Below are 18,804 nucleotides of genomic sequence, written 5' to 3'. Positions count from 1 at the left end.
ATTACTATGGAAAGTTATCCACTATATCAAATGATCGATGAGAACGGGGAATGGGTTAACAAGTCACATGAAGAAGAATTCAATGAGGAAAAAGTAAAGGAATTTTATTATCACATGTTGCGTATACGCACCTATGACCAGAAGGGGGTTGCATTGCAGCGTCAAGGGAGGATTGGTACGTATGTGCCTTTTCCAGGTCACGAAGGAGCACAAGTAGGAAGCGCACTGGCACTATCAGAAAATGATTGGATGTTTCCTACTTATCGTGATCACGGTGCCTCTCTCACATTTGGTGCAGATTTAGATCGGATGCTCCTTCATTGGAATGGTAGAATTGAAGGTTGTTTACCATCAAAAGAAAAGCGAATTATGCCAGCTTCCATACCAATAGCTACCCATTTACCACATGCTACAGGCGCTGCAATAGCGGAGGTGTATAAAGGAACTGACAACGCTGCCATTGCTTATTTTGGAGATGGTGCTACCTCTGAAGGTGATTTTCACGAGGGTTTAAATATAGCAAGTGTATTTAAGGCACCAGTCGTTTTCTTTAATCAAAATAATGGTTACGCTATTTCGTTACCTATTGAAAAACAGATGAATTCCGAAACGATTGCACAGAAAGCTGTTGCTTATGGGATACCGGGTGTGCGGGTAGATGGTATGGATGTTTTTGCTGTACATTATGCAGTGAAAGAAGCTTTAGAACGGGCGCGAAAAGGGGAGGGACCAACGCTTATTGAAGCAGTTGTTATTCGTTTTGGGGCACATACAACAGCAGATGACCCTTCGAAATATCGTGATCAGGAAGAAATCAATCGTCAAAAAGAGGCGAAGGATCCTCTTCTTCGGCTGGAAAAGCATTTGCAATTTCGCGGATTTTGGAGTGAAGAGTGGGTAGAGAGTATTCAATCTGATATACGTAAGGAGATAGAGGCAGCTGTAGAGAAAATGGAAAATGCACCTGCTGCTAACACAGACGACATGTTTGATCATGTCTTTAGAGAACCTACTTGGACGATATCAAGGCAAAAAGAACAATTAGGCTTGATTGGGGGGAATCGATAATCATGGTCATGTCAAATGAAATAATAAAAACGAAAGCAACAAGTCAGTCGTTGACGATGATCCAAGCAATCACGGATGGATTAAAGACGATGCTAGACAGTGATCAAAACACGATTATTATGGGTGAAGATGTTGGACGCAATGGGGGTGTGTTTAGAGCAACTGATGGTTTACAGGAGACTTTTGGCGAAAAAAGAGTCATCGATACACCACTAAGTGAAGCAGGGTTCGTCGGAACAGCTGTAGGGATGGCGTTAGCGGGACTAAAACCAGTCGTCGAAATTCAATTTCTCGGTTTTATCTATCCAGCATTTGAACAAATTGCGACTCATGTGACAAGAATGCGTATGCGTACACTCGGTCAATATCATATTCCCATGGTGATTCGCGCTCCATACGGTGCAGGAGTCCGCTCACCAGAAATCCATTCGGAAAGTGTCGAAGCATTATTTACACATTTACCAGGAATAAAAGTCGTGTGCCCATCTAACGCTTATGATGCAAAAGGTTTATTGTTAGCAGCAGTAGATGACCCAGATCCCGTCCTTTTTTTAGAACCGATGCGTCTATACCGTGGAAGTAGAGAAGAAGTACCTACGGGTGATTATCGAATTGAAATAGGCAAAGGCACTCGTGTGCAAGAAGGCAATGATGTCACCATTTTTGCTTGGGGTGCAATGATTCCATTAGTCATGAAAGTTAGTGAAAAAATGAAAAAAGACGGTATTTCCTGTGATGTGATTGATCTAAGAAGCCTTTACCCACTAGACCGTGACTTGATTGCTGATTCTGTGCAAAAAACAGGGAGAGTTGTCATTGTTCATGAAGGGCATGAGACAGGCGGGTTAGGTAGCGAAATTATTTCTATAATAAATGATACTTCTTTTCTATATTTGAAAGCACCAGTGGAGAAAGTGACTGGCTTCGATGTACCTGTGCCATTATTTTCTTTGGAGAATGATTATTTACCATCAACAGAACGAGTAGAGACAGCAATTCGTAAAGCTTACACATTTTAGAGGGGAGGGTGAGATGATATGACTGATGTGAAATTTAGCGATATAGGTGAAGGAATGACAGAAGGAGAGATTATCCATTACTTTGTCAAAGAAGGAGATACAGTAGAGATAGATCAGCCATTGGTTGAACTACAAACAGATAAAATGGTGGCTGAAATCCCTGCTCCCTCAGCTGGTGTCATCACCTCCATTCCTTTTCAAACAGGAGAAGTCGTTACGGTTGGAACGGTGATTATGACAATCGATAATGGACAGAGCCTTGCAAAGAGAGAAGAAGTAGTGATTGAAACCGTTCCACCGCGTAAGGAAAAAGAAGTTATTGCTGAAGCGAATGGGAATCGCTATCAACGTATACTTGCAGCACCTTATACAAGAAAAATTGCAAGAGATCTAAATATAGATATAGAAAGAATTGTTGGTACAGGACCATCGGGAAGAGTAATGGATGATGATGTGTATCAATTTGTGGAAGGATATAGTGCTAAAGAAACGAAAAAAGAGAGAACAGAGCCACAAGTAGAAACAACAAAATTAGAGGAGACTATTCCTTTTACAGGAATTAGAAAAGTCATCGCTCAACGAATGAGTCATTCTCTACAAACAATTCCTCATGTTACGCATTATGATGAGGTTGATGTCACCCAATTATTAGAAGCAAGAAATGAATTAAAGGATTTAGGTGATCGCCTCTCTCCAGCCGCATTTTTCTTGAAAGCAGTTGTTATCTGCTTAAAAGAACACCCATTATTTAATGCAAGATTAGATGAAGAAGCAGGTGTCATTCGGTTGTTAAAGGATTATCATATAGGTGTGGCGACACAAGGAAAAGAAGGTTTAATGGTACCGGTCATTCACCAAGCTAATCAAAAGTCAGTCCGGGCGATCCATGAGGAGATGAAATCGTTAACGAAAAAAGCACAAGAAGGTAAGCTAACTCCTGGTGATATGAAGGGTGGAACTTTTACAGTTAATAATGTTGGCCCCCTTGGCCGCGGGACAGGGGCAACGCCAATTATCAATCATCCTGAAACAAGTATTATTACCTTCCATGCAGTGAAGAAAAAACCGGTAGTAAATGCTAAAAATGAAATCGTTATTCGTTCTATCATGAATATTTCTATCTCTTTTGATCATCGCGTCATAGATGGTGCGCAATCAATTGCTTTTTCTAACCGTTTCATTGAATTAATTGAACAACCAACAAAACTATTAGTGGAGCTGATTTAAATGGTTGTAGGCGAATTCGCTGAAAAGCGGGATTTAATCATTATTGGAGGCGGTCCTGGAGGATACAACGCGGCGATTCGAGCAGCTCAATTAGGGTTGAAGGTAACTTTAGTTGAACAGAATGAATTGGGCGGTGTTTGCCTGAACTCAGGTTGTATACCCTCAAAGGTTTACGCGCAAGCTGCAAAGAAGTTAGAAGCGCTAGGGCATTATGCTTCTTTTGGTTTTGCTATTGATGAACCTACTTTTGCTATTGAATCGTTAAATGATTATAAGAATATGACAATTGAACGGTTGCGTAAAGGGGTAGAAGAACTTTGTAAAGCAAACCAAATTGAGTTAATTCGTGGCAAGGCTCAATTTATAAATCAAAAGCGTTTAGGTATTGAAATGTCTCATCATTTTGATTTATATGATTTTGAGAAAGTCATTATAGCGACCGGAAGCACTGCTGAAATACCAACAGAGTATCGCTCTGCCAAAATCCTAACAGAAGCTGAACTTTATCGGTTAACGGAGATTCCTCCTCATCTTATCATTTATGGTCATAGTTATATTGCATTAGAAGCGGCCTTTACTTATCGTCAACTTGGTGCAGATGTAACCCTCATTTTAAATAAAGAAAATTTCTCCTTTGATGAAAGTATTAATAGGGAGTTACAGCGATTATTAAAGAAGCAAAAAATCAAAGTATACCGTGATTATCAATTAATAGATATAAAAGAAAGTCATACTCTCTTGCAGCTGAAGTTATCTAAATCAGACCAGGAGATCACATGTGAAGGTAGTCATGTATTTATGGAAGGAACGCATCATGGGAATATCAAGACCCTCGATTTACAAAGAATAGGTGTGGAATGTACAACTGATGGTTTTATTAAAGTAAACCAGCAATTACAAACAAATATACCGACAATATACGCTATTGGTGATGTCACGGGTGGCGGGCAATCGGCTGTTAAGTCAATTAAAGAAGGAAAAGTGGTCGCTGAGAGGATAGCTGGCTTGAATAGTGAAGTGGATTTAAGCTTAATGCCATCAGTTGCCCATACAATACCACCTCTTGCGACAGTGGGGATGACAGAACAAGAAGCAAAAGAAAAAGGGTTAAACATTGCTGTTAGTCAATTCAATTATAGCGGCAATGGCTATGCGATGGTGACTAGTGAAAAAAGTGGCATCATGAAAATTATTAAAGATGCAGATAATGATGTGCTACTCGGCTTTCATGCCATTGGTTCTTCAGCTATTGAATTAATTAGTACAGCAGTCACAGCCATGGAACTCGTTGGTCGTGACGAAGACTTAAATTTCCCACTGTACCCTCACCCGAGTTTTAACGAAACCATTTTAGAAGCTATTGAGGGCTTGAATAACCGCGCGATTCATATGAAACCGAATGAGAAAAAATCTGTTAATGTGTGAACAGTAATCATAATGAAGCTAGGAGTGCGTACTCGATGGGCACTTCTAGCTTTTTTACATTTTCAATGCTATTTAAAGGTAGAAATTTAACTTTAAAGTAGAAAAATCTTTATTTTTTGTCATTTCTATTGTAAGAACATGTTGACGCATAGAGAGAAGTTTCAGTAAACTTAATATTGATGTGCAAGGGAGGACAAGCTGAATGCAAATGACCATTTTCGTATTGCCGATTTCTATGTTACTCTTTTTTGTTTTGTTTTTCGGAATTGGTTTTATATTAAATATGCTTTTAAGAATGTCATGGATCATGGCAATTGTTTATCCAATTGTCGTTATTAGGATTATTGATAAGGTTCGACTCATTGAATACTTTAATGACACTCGTGCTGCCTTTTCTAGTCTTTGGACGGAAATCACGAGCCTCCAATTAGCTGATATTCTCATCTTGAGCAGTGGCTTTGTTGGTGCCATTGTTGCTGGCATAGTCATTAACATGCTCCGCAAAAGAGGATATCGTATGTTTTAATCTATACATAGGGAAAGAAACTCTACTACATATTAAAGTAGAGTTTTTTGTATTTTAAAATAATGTCGTTTATTGTGATGGAATCTTTTATAATGTAAAAAGAAAGGCGGTACATCATGGCCATTATTAACCCCCTGAATCCCTCACATCAGCTCCAATTTTTACGTGCACTGAGTGTGCGAAAGGAATTTTCACTCGATGAAAAACAATACTTTCACTTATTGCTTAAAGGTTACGAAGGAGAAAAAAGGTGGCGAGAATATTTAAACGGCTTTCCTTCTGAGATTCCTATTCTATTTGACCTCACGCTAAAAAGTAATCATACGATTTTTCAGATAGATGCACTCATGGTTCACCAGCATCATATTACTTTTTTTGAGACTAAAAATTTTAGCGGTAACTTTACGATAAAAGATGGGCATTGGTATCATTCAAATAAAGAAATAAAAAATCCATTGATTCAAATAGAACGGAATCAAACACTGATTCGACAATTTGTAGATCAACATCATTTACAACTAACCTTTGATTATTTGTTGGTTTTTGTAAACCCTGAATTTATGCTGTATGATTCTAAGCCAAGAAAGAATCTCATTCTTCCCCCACAAATCCCAAATCTAATAAGAAATTTAAGCCAAATGCGTCACACCCCCACAACCCATCATACAAAGATTATTCAAACTTTATTAACCCATCAAACCGAGTCTTCATTGTTCGTCATCCCGAAGTATACATATCAGGAATTAGCCAAAGGGCTATTTTGTAACAAATGTAGGAATAAGATGGAAAGGAAAGCTAATCGGGTCATCTGCCCTACGTGTAAAAGTCAGTGTTCCTTAGGAAATGCATTGTTAGATCTGATTCATGATTTTTCCATTCTTTTTCCTGCTTTGAAAGTAACGAACCAAGTCATATTTAATTGGTGTAATGGGATCATAAGCAAATCAACTATTCGAAGAGTCCTCCTAAACAATTATTCCTTAAAAGGAAGTGGCCGAGGTATTTATTATGAAAGAAAATAGAACAATGCAAGGATTGCTTCAACATGCGTGGTTGATGAGTAATTTGGTAGTGTTCAGGCGAAAACGTGTCAGAATTCCGTGATCGAAGAGAAATTTGGTAGTGTATAGGCGAAAACGTGTCAAAAATCCGTGACCGAAGAGAAAAATGGTAGGATTCAGGCGAAAACGCGTCAAAAATCCGTGACCGAAGAAAAAAGTGGTAGGATTCAGGCGAAAACCTGTCAGAAATCCGTGACCGAAGAAAAAAATGGTAGGATTCAGGCGAAAACGCGTCAGAAATCCGTGACCAAAGAAAAAAATGGTAGGATTCAGGCGAAAACCTGTCAGAAATCCGTGACCGAAGAAAAAAATGATAGGATTCAGGCGAAAACGCGCCAAAAATCCGTAATCGAAGAGAAAAATGGTAGGATTCAGGCGAAAACGCGTCAAAAATCCGTGACCGAAGGAAAATGTGATAGGATTCAGGCGAAAACGCGTCAGAAATCCGTGACCGAAGAAAAAAGTGGTAGGATTCAGGCGAAAACCTGTCAGAATTCCGTGACCGAAGAGAAAAATGGTAGGATTCAGGCGAAAACGCGTCAAAAATCCGTGACCGAAGAAAAAAGTGGTAGGATTCATGCATAAACACGTCAAAAACCCCCATGATCAAAGAAAAAGTAGAAGGATTCGAGCAGAAAGCTATTGGACCAAGAGAGTGAATCTCTTGGTTTTTTTGATATGAAAGTCCAAGCGGTTATTAGTTAGCTATCAAATGATGAAGAATATTGAATTTTCATAAGGGTTTTATTTGATTATAGGACCGTATGTTTAGCTTCTTTCTAAAAAAAATGAATATTACCTTGAATTAAGGGAAATGACTATTGTTGGGAGGAGTGATTAACTGATGTATGATATAAAAAAATGGGCGAAAAGAATGGTGATAGCTGTAGCGTTTTCTTTCGCTTTATTATCCACATTCCAAACGATTTCAGGTGTAGAAGCAAAGCAAGTGATTGATTATATGAGTGAACAAGCTAATGAAGGAGAGGGATCTACCCTATCTTTCAAACATGCTTTAAAATCGATTGGACTGGCCTTTAAAGATTTAAATAAGACTTTGGAAGCAGATCACTTGAAATTATCAGCAAGCACAGTTGCTGAGGAACCACCTTCTTTGAATGATTGGGATTGGTCACAATACGACACTAAGGAAGTTATCGCAACCGGATATACGGCCTATTATGAGTCGACAGGTAAAAATCCTGGTCATCCTGAATTTGGTATTACATATTCTGGTGTAAAGGTGAAAAGGGATTTATATTCTACGATTGCTGCAGATTTAACTGTTTTCCCCATTGGTACGATACTGTGGATTCCTGATTATGGGTTTGGCGTAGTTGCTGACAAAGGTGGCGCCATTAAAGGAAATAAATTGGACTTATATTATGAAACAGTAGATGATGTATATAATTCTTGGGGGAAGAAAACTTTGGATGTTTATGTAATATCAATCGGTGATGGTACGTTAACTGAAGAAGATTTACAAGAGTTAAATGAAACGGAATCACTACAAGTATTTAGACAGCAGTATACAAAAGAATAACTAAACTAAAAAAGTAATGGGGGATGAGTACCCATTACTTTTTTAGTGGAGAAGAATATATTTTCGGATGTAATAACTGCCCCAATTTGATTGCCCCTTCGAATAATCTTGGTGAAGGACGGCAAAACAATTCTTCCTCTAGGACATAAACGTTATTGTTTTTCATTGCATCCATATTTGACCAACCTGGACGTTTCTGTAAAATGACTGGATTCACTTTTTCCTGTCTTACACCTACCCAGGCTAAACAAATGACATCAGGATTTTGCGAACGGATGGTGTCCCAGTCTGTCTGGATATTTGCTTGTTCTTTAAATGCGAAAAGGTTTTTGCCGCCCACAAGTTCACTAATTTCAGTTAGCCAGTTTGTACCTCCAGGTGTAAAAACTGGCTTTGGCCACCATTCCCAATAAATAGAGAGAGGGTTTTTCACCTGTTTAGCTAACTTTTTTAAGTTCATTACTTCTTCATGAAAGCTTGCTGCGGCCTGCATGCCGACTTCTTTTTCACCTAGGGCTGTGGCTACAGTGATTAAGTCATTTTCTATATCTGTTAAGCTTTGTGGATTTAATGTTATGTAGGGAATGCCTCGTTCATCCAATGCTAGAATATTTTTTTCCATTCCCGGTACACTTAAGGATGCCAGCACAAGGTCTGGTTTAGCCTTTTCTACAGCGTTCATATCTATAGAGAGGTCTGGCCCCAGCTTTGGTAGAGTATTTACTGCTGCTGGCCAATCAGAGTAATCATCAACAGCGACAAGTTGATCGGTTAATCCTAAGTAGGCGAGAATTTCTGTATTACTAGGGCAAAGAGAGGCGACTCGCATGATTGAAACCTCCAATATCTTAAAATATCAATGCATATAAGAGTAATGTTAATAAAATACCTGTTAATCCTCCAAAAAACACTTCTACTGGTTTATGGCCTAATAATTCTTTCAATTCTTTACGTTTTACTTGGTCTGGCTTTTTGGGCCATGATTTCGCTTCATCGACAAAACGGTTAAAGTCATTGACAAGCTGATTAAGCACAATGGCTTGTTCACCCGCTTGCCTTCGAACTCCGGTTGCGTCAAACATAGTAATGATAGCAAACATGGCTGATATTGCGAAGGGAACTGAATCTAATCCTGCCTCGATGGCCACCCCTGTCGATAAAGCTGTAACGGCAGCAGAGTGAGAGCTTGGCATCCCTCCTGTACTTGTTAACAGTGACCAATCTAGCTTTCTTGTAGCAAAAAAGGTAATAGGGACTTTTACAAATTGTGCAAAGAGAATGGCAGCTAATGCTGACCAAAGAGGAAAGTTCAAAAATAATTCCATTATTTAACCACCTTATCGATGTTTGTATTCTTTGTTCGTGTTTAATTTTAATTAATTATTACTATAAGGAAGGATTTTCTATTAGTAACAGATTAGCACAAAACATTTTGATTTGAAAATCAGATCTTTTTAGACGATAAAGTTAGCTAGTCGAAATAATGTGAAAGATTAGATATAATGATTATATATCTTATGGAGGTGTTAACATGTTTACAGTTAAAAAAGAAAATCTTTATGACTCAGCTCATGAAGTTTTAATCATCGGTTTGTTCGATGAACCGAATATAATAAAAGATGCATTATCTTCTCTGGACGAAAAATTTGAAGGACAAATGAATGATTTTCTTAAGCAAGGTGATATATCAGGGAAGTTAAAATCAGTAAGTAAAGTACATACCTTCAATAAAATTGGTGCAAAGAGATTATTATTTGTGGGGCTAGGTAAGAAAAAGACATTACAATTCAATCAATTAAAAGAAGCGATAGGATTAGCCTTTAAAGAAATTCAAAAAAGTAAACTTTCGGAAGTAGCTGTTTTTTTAGACACATTTACGGTTGCCGATCAGCTTGATGCCCTCGATGTTGGTCATGCAGTTAGTGAAGCATATACCCTTGCTACCTATCGTTTTGAGGGATATAAACAAAAGTCAAATGAACATGAAAAGACAATTGATAAAATCACAGCCTATACGACTGAAAATAGAGAAGATGTTTTATCTGCTTTAACAGTTGGTTATGCCTATGGTAAGGGAACAAACTCTGCAAGAACTTTAGTGAATATGCCTGGGAATATGTTAACAGCAACAACAATGGCAGAGTATGCGATTGAGTTAGCTAATAAATATGATTTTGAAATAGAAATACTAGATAAGAAAGAAATGTTAGAGCTTGGGATGGGTGCGCTGTTAGCTGTCAATCAAGGTTCGACAGAGCCACCGAAAATGATTGTTCTAAAATATCAAGGGAAAGATCAGTGGGAAGATGTCATTAGTTTAGTTGGAAAAGGAATTACCTTCGATACTGGTGGTTACTCGATAAAACCGAAAACAGGGATTGTTGGAATGAAAACAGATATGGGCGGAGCAGCAGCCGTTCTGGGTGCGATGGAAATCATCGGGGAGTTAAGACCAGAACAGAATGTATTAGCCGTTATTCCATCAACAGATAATATGATAAGTGGATCTGCCTTTAAACCAGATGATGTTATTACTTCATTAAGTGGAAAAACAATAGAGATCTTAAATACAGATGCAGAAGGGCGTCTCGTTTTAGCTGATGCCATTACGTACGCAAAACAGCATGGTGCCAATTATTTAGTCGATGTTGCTACTTTAACGGGAGGTGTTATTGTTGCCTTAGGAGAAGACACAACAGGTGCGATTACTAATCATGAAACCTTCTTTGAACAAGTATTAGAAGCCTCATTCGAAGCAGGTGAAGCGATGTGGAGACTCCCATTATTTGAAAAAGATAAACAAAGAATTCGCAATAGCCCAGTGGCAGATTTAAACAATTCACCAGGAAGAGAAGGCCATGCGATCATGGCAGGCGGCTTTATTGGAGAATTTGCGGAAGATACACCATGGGTGCATTTGGATATAGCTGGTACATCTACAACAAATAAACCTTACGAATTAGGTCCTGCTGGTGCCACAGGTGTAATGACACGTACACTAGCTCTACTTGTAGAAAGATTTGAAGTAAAGTAATCAACCATTCATTAAAAGCATCTTAAAGGATGAGAAGCTCCTTAAGATGCTTTTTTGTTCCTCCTTAGAACTCATATTTGCAAAGGTGAAACCTTCGATAACATGATGAATAAGAATGGGAATTATGACACTTTTCTTAAAAATTCATTATTTGACGAACTTGAATGAGTATGTTAATTTATTACTCTAACACTTTACTAAAATAAAGCGAATAATAAATAGAAAGAAAGGTTTTAATCATGAATGCTGTTTTACTTGCTGTATTAGTCATGTTAATACTAAGTCTATTACGTGTAAATGTCGTGTTATCCCTTATTATAGGTGCATTGGTGGGAGGATTAACAGGTGGACTTGGTATAACAAACACAATTGAAGTCTTTACAAATGGTTTAGGTGGCAGTGCAGAAGTAGCGCTTAGTTATGCTTTATTAGGAGGCTTTGCTATTGCTATTTCTCGTACAGGTCTACCTAATCTCCTTGTTGATAAAATTATTCAAAAGGTAGGGAAAGAAGGAGAGACAAGGAAGAAAGGATTATCTAAAACATTAGTCATTTTATCATTGTTAATTATGGCGTGTTTCTCACAAAATCTAATTCCTATTCATATTGCATTTATCCCTATCTTAGTCCCACCATTATTAAAAGTGATGAATGAATTGAAGATAGACAGAAGACTGATTGCTTCCGTTCTTACATTTGGTTTAGTTACTCCTTATATGCTTATCCCTGCAGGGTTTGGCCAAATATTTCACCAAATCTTAGCAGACAATATGACAAGTAGTGGTTTGAATGTTGATATGCAACAAATACCACTAGCTATGCTACTGCCAGCTTTAGGTATGGTTGTTGGATTAATAATAGCCGTATTTATATCTTATCGAAAACCGCGAGACTATCATCAATCATCAGAAATCATAGAAACTGAAACGGTATCTTATAGTAGGCGCGGTGTCTTATTTGCTGTATTATCAATCATTATTGCGTTAGTTGTACAAATACAACTAGATTCAATGATTATGGGAGCAGTGGCCGGTATTATAACTGTCTATTTAAGTGGGACCATAAAGGGCGCTGAAGCAGATAGCTTATTAACAGATGGAATGAAAATGATGGCATTTATCGGATTTGTTATGCTCGCGGCATTTGGTTTCGGTGATGTACTGAAAGAAACAGGGGATGTTGAAGTCCTTGTGTCGAATGTAGCTGAGATGATAGGTAATAATCAAGCTCTTGGTGCATTACTAATGCTTTTAGTCGGCTTGTTGGTTACGATTGGTATTGGTTCATCCTTTTCAACCATCCCAATTATTACGACCATTTTTGTGCCATTGTGTTTAGAGCTAGGATTTAGTCCAATGGCTACGATTGCGTTAATTGGTGCATCTGCTGCTTTAGGTGATGCTGGTTCTCCTGCTTCAGATAGTACACTTGGACCGACATCGGGCTTGAATGTGGATGGTAATCATAATCATATTTGGGATACATGTGTACCAACATTTATCCATTATAATATCCCTGTCATTATATTTGGCTGGGTTGCTGCAATGGTATTATAAAAAGAATAAACGAATATTATTTAAACCCGATCATATTTGATTGGGTTTATTTTTGTGAACTCGACCTGAGGCAATGGATATAGGTCAAGTTTTCTGATTCATGAATGAACACTAAGAATGTTTGTAAATCTGACCGTCAAAGCAGAACCAAGTAAAAAATAAAAAAGTAATAAAGTCTAAGCCACATAAAGCTAAATGTAGTCGAACATTGCATATGTCACTATATACACCTAAAGGAAGCTAGGATTTAACAAAAAGATATGAATAGTAACTATTAAAGGATATTGACATAATATCAGTACCCTCAGTCAATCTTCTTTTAGTTTTCCAGCGCGATCTTTAGAACCAGATATTCGTTTTAAGCATAACCGCATAAAGGATAACAAGATGGTTCCAACCAAATCTGAGGAGGAACCAATTTTGTTTAAAATTTAATGCCGAAAAGCATTGTAAGGATATTACGCTTTTTTATTCTTTTTTTGGGTAAGATACTAGCAGTAGGGCTGTCAGAGGGAATAGGAGACACTTGCATGAAATTCTTCTTTTCAAGTATGTGTATACGTTCATGTAAACGTTCAATTTCTGCGTGTAATTCTTCTAACTCCTGCCGATGATGTAGCAACTGATAAGAAGTCACATCATCTGCTTTTGCATTTAAGCGTTGTTCTAACATATCCATTCTTGCGCTAAGTTCATCATTAGATATCTGTGGACTAGATATAGTGGCGTGCCGAATTTTTTTGCTAGTTACTTTTACGTCTTGAAGAAGGACACCTGTATTTAATTGATCATGAACTCTTTTTAATAATTGAATATCTTCTTCTGAGTAAGCATAATGGCCATGCTCATTTTTTGTCATATTTAAATTTAGCTGTTTTATCCATCGCTGAATAGTACTTTGGGATACACCGAGTAGTTTCGCTACAGCGCCTGTATTCAAAAGTAATCTCCTCCTTATCATTACTTTATTAAGAAGCATTCGCTTAAAGAAATATATTTTCCTTTACGTTTGACAAAACAAGTGTTGCTTCGTCAAAGATAGTGAATATTTTACAACCTTTTGAGTAATAATCGTTCTTAGTGGGGACAATGAAGAAAACAGATGGGAGGACAGGTAAAATGACAGAATACGAATTAGAAGACATCTTCCATGAGTCAGGGCATTACCACTTATATGAACAATTAAAGTATAAATTATGGATTGCTTATCAATGGCTAGAGGCAGATCGAAATATATTATCCGAGTTTCTAAATATTTATGATTTTGACCACAACGAAGAATTATATTGTAAGGAATTCTTATTTCATTATAAGATCTTTAAAAACATAAAGAAGAAGAATGCCTTTTATTAAATGAACAAGTAAATAATAAAAAAGCCCCCAAATCATTCAATTTGTGAGGCTCTTATTTCTTGAGTAATGAAGGCAATTATTTTATTTTATAATGTTGTGTGAAGAATTCGTCTGTTTCTTGTACAACAACTTTCCTCAACAGGAGTAGACCAACTAAGTTCGGAATCATCATTAATGCGTTAGCCATATCAGCAAATGCCCAAACGGTAGCTAAGTTAACCATTGCACCAGCTGCACAAGCAATAATATAAATCGCGCGGTAGCCTGCAATTCCTTTTGTCCCAGCTATATATTCAAAGCATTTCTCACCGTATACATACCAGCCTACAATTGTTGTAAATCCGAAAAAGATAACAGAAAAAGCGACGATATATTCTCCTGCTGTTCCTAATACTGATGCGAACGCTGCACTCGTTAATGCACCACCATCTAGATTAGGGTCATGGGTTACGCCAGAAAGTAATCCTCCTGTATAATCCCAAAAACCAGTAATGATTAATACAAGTCCAGTCATTGTACAAACGATGATGGTAACAATGAAAGTGCCTGTCATAGCAACAAGTGCTTGCTTCACAGGATGGTCTGTTTTGGCATTACCGGCGATTAAAGCAGCAGTACCTAAACCAGCTTCATTAGAAAAGATTCCTTTTGAGACACCATTTTTAATTGCCTCTGATACGACAACTCCTACAAAACCACCGGTTGCTGCGATCGGATTAAAAGCATAATGAAAAATTAATTGAAATGACGGAATAATCATTTCATAATTAACCGCAATGATGATTAAGGCGCCACCAATATAAAGAAAAGCCATAATGGGAACAAAGTATCCAGCGACGGTACTAATCCTTTGAATGCCTCCAAAAATAATGAGTGAAGCAAAAACAGCTAAAACGATGCCAGTAATAACACTGTTGATACCAAAGGATTCACTAGCTACTTGAGCAATCGTATTAGATTGCACGCTATTCCCTATACCTAAAGCGGCAAAAGCACCAAAAATGGCAAAGGCAATGGCTAACCATTTAAACTTAGCTCCTAATCCTCTCTCAATATAGTACATGGGTCCACTTGAATATTCACCATTGCTATTCTTTACACGATATTTCATTGCTAGTAAGGCTTCCGCGTATTTAGTAGCCATCCCGAAAAGCCCAACAATCCACATCCAAAAAATGGCGCCTGGTCCACCTAAAGTGATAGCTGTGGCGACTCCAGCAATGTTTCCATTCCCTATTGTTGCTGCCAATGCAGTCATTAACGCTTTGAAATTACTTACATCGCCTTCATCATTTGTATCCTTAGCGTTCCCTTCCTTTGTAAATGCTAATTTAAAAGCATAATAGAGTTTCGTAAATGTACGACCTTTAAGCATGATTGTTAGAAGTAGGCCCGTCCCAAACAATAAGATTAAACTGGGGGTTCCCCACAAAAAGGAATTAACTTTTTCAAGTATGTTCATAATGTCCACAGATGGATCTTCCTCTCTATAGTTGAATATCATACCATACTATATTTTTTTAGATGTAATCGCTTTCTTAAATGCATAAACCAAAATCATTTTATCTTAATAAAATGATTGAAGTGCACGGAAAATTATAAGAATACTTATTATTGTAAAATTATACAAGGATAACTTCAATCAATTTTAAAAAAGTTTAACTATTTATAATAATCAATAAGTTTAAAAAGAGCTTTTCGACAGCATGTAAAGGTTTAGATATAATAAAAAAAAGAGGCAGTTGGAGGTTTGAAATGGGGAGAGAAAAACAGTACGGGAAAGATCCATTTAAACGATCATTTGATAACTTAGAAACATTTGTGGATAAAATTAGAGATGTTCTTGAATGTCCAGTTACTATTGAAGATGCTAATCATCGGTTATTAGCTTATAGTACGCATGATGACCAAACCGATCAGGCTAGAATTGCAACGATTATTAGCAGAAAAGTTCCCGAAAAGGTAATAAATAGTTTATGGAAAGCAGATGCTATACCTCAATTATTAAGGAGTGCTGAACCATTAAAGATTCCAGAAATTAAAGAAATTGGGCTGGGGAATAGGGTAGCAATCTCTATCAGGCATCAAGAAGAGGTGCTTGGCTATATTTGGGTGGTCGAACGAGATAAGTCTCTTACAGCAGAAGATATGTATTTACTAAAACTGGCTGCTCAATCGGCAAGAATTGAATTGTTGAAGCTTTATCGTCAAAAAAAGAAAAGAGAAGAAAGCTATCAGGATTTTTTCTGGCAGTTGTTAACTGGCAGATATCCCAAGCATGCAGAAGTAATAGACAAGTTAGATGATTTTCATATCAAACCATCTCTACACTCTGCTGTCATTATTTTTCGTTTTATTGACGATATAGACATGCAAACAGAACAAAGCATGATTTATCTCATTTCAACGAGCCAAAAAATCCATATGACTTTTTATGCAACGATGGGTAATGATTTTATCTTACTAGCATCTCCGCCATCTACACAGGCAAATGAAACAGATTTATCTGAGTTTGTACAGTTTGTTATCAATCAAATGTATGTAAGGTTTGAAATTGATCATATCATTAGTGGTAGCAGTAGTTTGAAATTGACCTATGACCATGTTGAAGATCGCTATTCAGAATGCTTAGAAGTACTTCGTTTAAAATCACAATATCCGAAAGAAATGCAAGAAATCTATACTTATCACCAATTAGGTGTCTTTAAATATTTGGATGCCATTCTTGATATAAGAAGCCGTGATGCATATGAACATCCCGTCATCCAACGTTTAATTGATTATGACCATGCTCATCGAACGGAGCTATTAATGACGCTAGAGGCCTTTATTTTAAATGATAGCAATGTAAATGACGCTGCTAAAGTCCTGCATGTTCACGTTAATACATTAAATTATCGTTTGAAGAGAATTACAGAACTCACTCATGTGAACTTTAAAAGTACACATGAGAAATTTTCCTTGTATTTAGAACTGCAAATCCGCAAATACATAGAAAAAAAGCATCGTTTGTGAAATTACACAAATGATGCTTTTTCATTTTTCAAATATAAACAAAGTCATTTCAACATTCTATTATTATACTGACAATAGGGAAACATAAAATTGTCATTTATTATTTGACAATTTATTCTATGCAATTTATTCATACTTAAAAATTAATATAATAAATGGAAGGGGCCAAAAGGATATGATTATCGGCGTACCTAAAGAGATTAAAAACAACGAGAACCGTGTAGCAATGACACCAGCGGGGGTAGATGCATTAGTAAAAGCTGGACATGAAGTACTTATTGAAACGACTGCAGGACTCGGAAGTGGATTTCAAGATCAAGATTACGAGTTAACAGGCGCGAAAATCGTAGGCACGGCAAAAGAAGCATGGGCAGCGGAGATGGTAATGAAGGTAAAAGAACCGCTACCAACTGAATATGACTATTTCCGTAAAGGCCTAGTATTGTTTACTTATTTGCATTTAGCAGCAGAACCAGAATTGGCAGATGCGCTAGTGAAAAGTGGAGTAACGGCTATTGCATATGAAACAGTTGAAGTGAACCGTACACTTCCATTATTAACACCAATGAGTGAAGTTGCCGGTAGAATGGCTACACAAGTTGGAGCGCAATTCTTACAAAAAACAAACGGTGGCCAAGGAATATTACTTGCAGGTGTGCCAGGTGTATCTCGAGGAAAAGTGACGATTATTGGCGGGGGCGTTGTGGGTATTAATGCTGCGAAAATGGCCATTGGTCTTGGTGCAGATGTAACAATCATTGATTTAAGCCCTGAAAGACTTCGTCAACTTGATGATATTTTCGGTAATAGCATTCAAACATTAATGTCTAATCCATTAAATATTGCTGAATCTGTAAAAGAAGCTGACCTTGTAATTGGTGCTGTACTCATTCCAGGAGCAAAAGCGCCAAAATTAGTAACAGAAGAAATGATTCAAACGATGAAACCTGGTGCAGTCGTTATCGACGTTGCGGTTGACCAAGGTGGTATTCTTGAAACGGTTGATCATGTAACTACACATGATGATCCAACATATATTAAACATGGTGTTGTGCATTATGCTGTGGCAAACATGCCAGGTGCCGTGCCAAGAACATCAACAATCGCATTAACGAATGTAACAATTCCTTATGCATTACAAATAGCGACTAAAGGTGCACATCTAGCTGTTGAACAAAACCCAGCATTGAAATTAGGGGTAAACGTAGTAAATGGGCATGTAACGTATGAAGCAGTCGCAAGGGACTTAGGTTATGATTATGTTCAAGTCGATGCAGCATTCGCAAATGAAGAAATAACAAACTAATGATACTTTCTCCTACCTCTTAATAGGGGTAGGTTTTTTTACTTTTTGGATGATATATTAGACGATGTATGAATTTGTAGGAGTAGTTCAGTTGATACTAAATCATGTTGAACGCGATTTTCTTATAGCCTTCATTTAGTATTCTTTTGCTATGATGGTTAACGTATCTTCAGGAGCCCCTTTACCATTCAAGGATTTAATAGGGCTGTATTTTTCTAGTTACACATATAGGGGATAATCGAATTCCTTCAAAATATTAAAATAGAAAAATGGATTGTATTCTTTGTACGGAAAGGTTTATCTTTTCACATTCTGTTATTGATCATCTTATTTTTTTGCCTCTTCTTGTGTACCAATTAGTCTAGTAATAGAAAAAAGGTCACTTGAGAGGGCTAAAAAGAGAAGTAAAAAGCCATTAGACCAAGAGCCTTCAATCAAAATTTGACATTTTTCATTAAACTCTATATAATCTTCAAAAAATAGTTAATCGTTGATGAGGAATAGTAAGTTTTCATCATTATTTTCAGAGAAGGTATCCGTTTGTGCTGTAAGATATCTATTAATGAAAAGCTGAACCTGCCCTCTGAGTACATATTCTTTAGAATATGCGGTTTACTTGTTGAACCGTTATCAATAAGAGTGCAAAGCTTTGCTTTGAAATAGGGTGGTAC

General features: G+C 37.2%; 17 protein-coding genes and 1 other annotated feature (1 of these 18 only partly in view). Of the genes, 13 read left to right on the top strand and 4 right to left on the bottom strand.

All coding sequences use genetic code 11. From position 1 onward, the window contains the following. The first annotated feature begins 6 nt into the window (after window positions 1–6). The 8 genes from pdhA (at window position 7) to MKX83_RS19530 (ending at window position 7,869) form a co-directional block, all read left to right on the top strand. Window positions 7–1,068, top strand: coding sequence for a pyruvate dehydrogenase (acetyl-transferring) E1 component subunit alpha (gene pdhA / locus MKX83_RS19565; protein WP_095372041.1), 1,062 nt, complete (start codon window positions 7–9; stop codon window positions 1,066–1,068). A 2-nt stretch (window positions 1,069–1,070) separates the two neighbouring features. Beyond that, window positions 1,071–2,087 (top strand): alpha-ketoacid dehydrogenase subunit beta, encoded by a 1,017-nt coding sequence (locus MKX83_RS19560; RefSeq protein WP_233435203.1) that lies wholly within the window; start codon window positions 1,071–1,073, stop codon window positions 2,085–2,087. 18 nt (window positions 2,088–2,105) lie between these two features. Beyond that, window positions 2,106–3,314 carry a dihydrolipoamide acetyltransferase family protein gene (locus MKX83_RS19555; RefSeq protein WP_341057278.1) on the top strand — a complete coding sequence of 403 codons (1,209 nt, stop codon included), beginning with the start codon at window positions 2,106–2,108 and terminating at the stop codon, window positions 3,312–3,314. Then, the gene (locus MKX83_RS19550; protein ID WP_341057275.1) at window positions 3,315–4,739 is read left to right on the top strand and encodes a dihydrolipoyl dehydrogenase family protein; all 1,425 of its coding nucleotides are present in this window, start codon (window positions 3,315–3,317) and stop codon (window positions 4,737–4,739) included. Window positions 4,740–4,941: 202 nt separating this feature from the next. Next, window positions 4,942–5,265 carry a YuiB family protein gene (locus MKX83_RS19545; protein WP_224938003.1) on the top strand — a complete coding sequence of 108 codons (324 nt, stop codon included), beginning with the start codon at window positions 4,942–4,944 and terminating at the stop codon, window positions 5,263–5,265. A 116-nt stretch (window positions 5,266–5,381) separates the two neighbouring features. Next, a complete protein-coding gene (locus MKX83_RS19540; RefSeq protein ID WP_341057271.1) occupies window positions 5,382–6,287 on the top strand; it encodes a nuclease-related domain-containing protein in 906 nt (301 codons plus the stop codon). Between the two features lie 129 nt (window positions 6,288–6,416). Further along, complete coding sequence (locus tag MKX83_RS19535; RefSeq protein ID WP_341057267.1) at window positions 6,417–6,911, top strand: hypothetical protein; 495 nt, start codon at window positions 6,417–6,419, stop codon at window positions 6,909–6,911. Window positions 6,912–7,170: 259 nt separating this feature from the next. Continuing rightward, on the top strand, window positions 7,171–7,869 hold the full coding sequence (locus MKX83_RS19530; protein ID WP_224938001.1) for a 3D domain-containing protein: 699 nt from the start codon (window positions 7,171–7,173) through the stop codon (window positions 7,867–7,869). Between the two features lie 34 nt (window positions 7,870–7,903). Here MKX83_RS19530 and MKX83_RS19525 read toward each other — a convergent pair whose 3' ends face one another. Both MKX83_RS19525 and MKX83_RS19520 read right to left on the bottom strand, forming a co-directional pair. After that, window positions 7,904–8,698 carry a cobalamin-binding protein gene (locus MKX83_RS19525; RefSeq protein ID WP_341057263.1) on the bottom strand — a complete coding sequence of 265 codons (795 nt, stop codon included), beginning with the start codon at window positions 8,696–8,698 and terminating at the stop codon, window positions 7,904–7,906. A gap of 19 nt (window positions 8,699–8,717) precedes the next feature. Next, entirely contained in the window at window positions 8,718–9,194 is a 477-nt protein-coding gene (locus tag MKX83_RS19520) for a divergent PAP2 family protein (RefSeq protein ID WP_095372049.1), read from the bottom strand. Window positions 9,195–9,400: 206 nt separating this feature from the next. Between MKX83_RS19520 and MKX83_RS19515 the strand changes: the two genes are divergently transcribed. Both MKX83_RS19515 and MKX83_RS19510 read left to right on the top strand, forming a co-directional pair. Continuing rightward, a complete protein-coding gene (locus tag MKX83_RS19515; protein ID WP_341057258.1) occupies window positions 9,401–10,903 on the top strand; it encodes a leucyl aminopeptidase in 1,503 nt (500 codons plus the stop codon). A 239-nt stretch (window positions 10,904–11,142) separates the two neighbouring features. Continuing rightward, window positions 11,143–12,459: a Na+/H+ antiporter family protein gene (locus MKX83_RS19510; protein WP_095372051.1), complete on the top strand. Its 1,317-nt coding sequence runs from the start codon at window positions 11,143–11,145 to the stop codon at window positions 12,457–12,459. A 424-nt stretch (window positions 12,460–12,883) separates the two neighbouring features. Here MKX83_RS19510 and MKX83_RS19505 read toward each other — a convergent pair whose 3' ends face one another. Next, the gene (locus MKX83_RS19505; protein WP_322910414.1) at window positions 12,884–13,399 is read right to left on the bottom strand and encodes a MerR family transcriptional regulator; all 516 of its coding nucleotides are present in this window, start codon (window positions 13,397–13,399) and stop codon (window positions 12,884–12,886) included. 179 nt (window positions 13,400–13,578) lie between these two features. On the opposite strand from MKX83_RS19505, the gene MKX83_RS19500 reads away from it, so the two are divergent. Next, window positions 13,579–13,812, top strand: coding sequence for a hypothetical protein (locus MKX83_RS19500; RefSeq protein WP_095372053.1), 234 nt, complete (start codon window positions 13,579–13,581; stop codon window positions 13,810–13,812). 76 nt (window positions 13,813–13,888) lie between these two features. Here the strand turns inward: MKX83_RS19500 and MKX83_RS19495 are convergent, their stop codons facing one another. Further along, window positions 13,889–15,274: an alanine/glycine:cation symporter family protein gene (locus tag MKX83_RS19495; protein WP_328197467.1), complete on the bottom strand. Its 1,386-nt coding sequence runs from the start codon at window positions 15,272–15,274 to the stop codon at window positions 13,889–13,891. Between the two features lie 293 nt (window positions 15,275–15,567). On the opposite strand from MKX83_RS19495, the gene MKX83_RS19490 reads away from it, so the two are divergent. Both MKX83_RS19490 and ald read left to right on the top strand, forming a co-directional pair. After that, window positions 15,568–16,827, top strand: a complete 1,260-nt coding sequence (locus MKX83_RS19490) for a PucR family transcriptional regulator (RefSeq protein ID WP_307318164.1) — start codon at window positions 15,568–15,570, stop codon at window positions 16,825–16,827. Window positions 16,828–17,002: 175 nt separating this feature from the next. Further along, entirely contained in the window at window positions 17,003–18,133 is a 1,131-nt protein-coding gene (gene ald / locus MKX83_RS19485) for an alanine dehydrogenase (RefSeq protein ID WP_307318163.1), read from the top strand. Between the two features lie 481 nt (window positions 18,134–18,614). Then, window positions 18,615–18,804 (top strand) — a binding site (T-box leader) (it continues 22 nt past the right edge of the window).

The sequence above is a fragment of the Cytobacillus sp. FSL M8-0252 genome (assembly GCF_038007345.1).
GTDB classification, from domain to species: domain Bacteria; phylum Bacillota; class Bacilli; order Bacillales; family Cytobacillaceae; genus Cytobacillus; species Cytobacillus kochii.
The sequence above is the reverse complement of the archived record's forward strand: the minus strand, read 5'-3'. Positions and strand labels throughout refer to the sequence as shown.

What these genes read in the sequence shown, in the direction of transcription:
- MKX83_RS19530 (WP_224938001.1), top strand. Translation starts at nt 7,171, where the DNA reads ATGTATGATATAAAAAAATGGGCGAAAAGAATGGTGATAGCTGTAGCG.
- MKX83_RS19555 (WP_341057278.1), top strand. Translation starts at nt 2,106, where the DNA reads ATGACTGATGTGAAATTTAGCGATATAGGTGAAGGAATGACAGAAGGA.
- MKX83_RS19525 (WP_341057263.1), bottom strand. Translation starts at nt 8,698, where the DNA reads ATGCGAGTCGCCTCTCTTTGCCCTAGTAATACAGAAATTCTCGCCTAC.
- MKX83_RS19515 (WP_341057258.1), top strand. Translation starts at nt 9,401, where the DNA reads ATGTTTACAGTTAAAAAAGAAAATCTTTATGACTCAGCTCATGAAGTT.
- pdhA (WP_095372041.1), top strand. Translation starts at nt 7, where the DNA reads ATGGAAAGTTATCCACTATATCAAATGATCGATGAGAACGGGGAATGG.
- MKX83_RS19520 (WP_095372049.1), bottom strand. Translation starts at nt 9,194, where the DNA reads ATGGAATTATTTTTGAACTTTCCTCTTTGGTCAGCATTAGCTGCCATT.
- MKX83_RS19500 (WP_095372053.1), top strand. Translation starts at nt 13,579, where the DNA reads ATGACAGAATACGAATTAGAAGACATCTTCCATGAGTCAGGGCATTAC.
- MKX83_RS19495 (WP_328197467.1), bottom strand. Translation starts at nt 15,274, where the DNA reads ATGAACATACTTGAAAAAGTTAATTCCTTTTTGTGGGGAACCCCCAGT.
- MKX83_RS19510 (WP_095372051.1), top strand. Translation starts at nt 11,143, where the DNA reads ATGAATGCTGTTTTACTTGCTGTATTAGTCATGTTAATACTAAGTCTA.
- MKX83_RS19560 (WP_233435203.1), top strand. Translation starts at nt 1,071, where the DNA reads ATGGTCATGTCAAATGAAATAATAAAAACGAAAGCAACAAGTCAGTCG.
- ald (WP_307318163.1), top strand. Translation starts at nt 17,003, where the DNA reads ATGATTATCGGCGTACCTAAAGAGATTAAAAACAACGAGAACCGTGTA.
- MKX83_RS19490 (WP_307318164.1), top strand. Translation starts at nt 15,568, where the DNA reads ATGGGGAGAGAAAAACAGTACGGGAAAGATCCATTTAAACGATCATTT.
- MKX83_RS19545 (WP_224938003.1), top strand. Translation starts at nt 4,942, where the DNA reads ATGCAAATGACCATTTTCGTATTGCCGATTTCTATGTTACTCTTTTTT.
- MKX83_RS19540 (WP_341057271.1), top strand. Translation starts at nt 5,382, where the DNA reads ATGGCCATTATTAACCCCCTGAATCCCTCACATCAGCTCCAATTTTTA.
- MKX83_RS19550 (WP_341057275.1), top strand. Translation starts at nt 3,315, where the DNA reads ATGGTTGTAGGCGAATTCGCTGAAAAGCGGGATTTAATCATTATTGGA.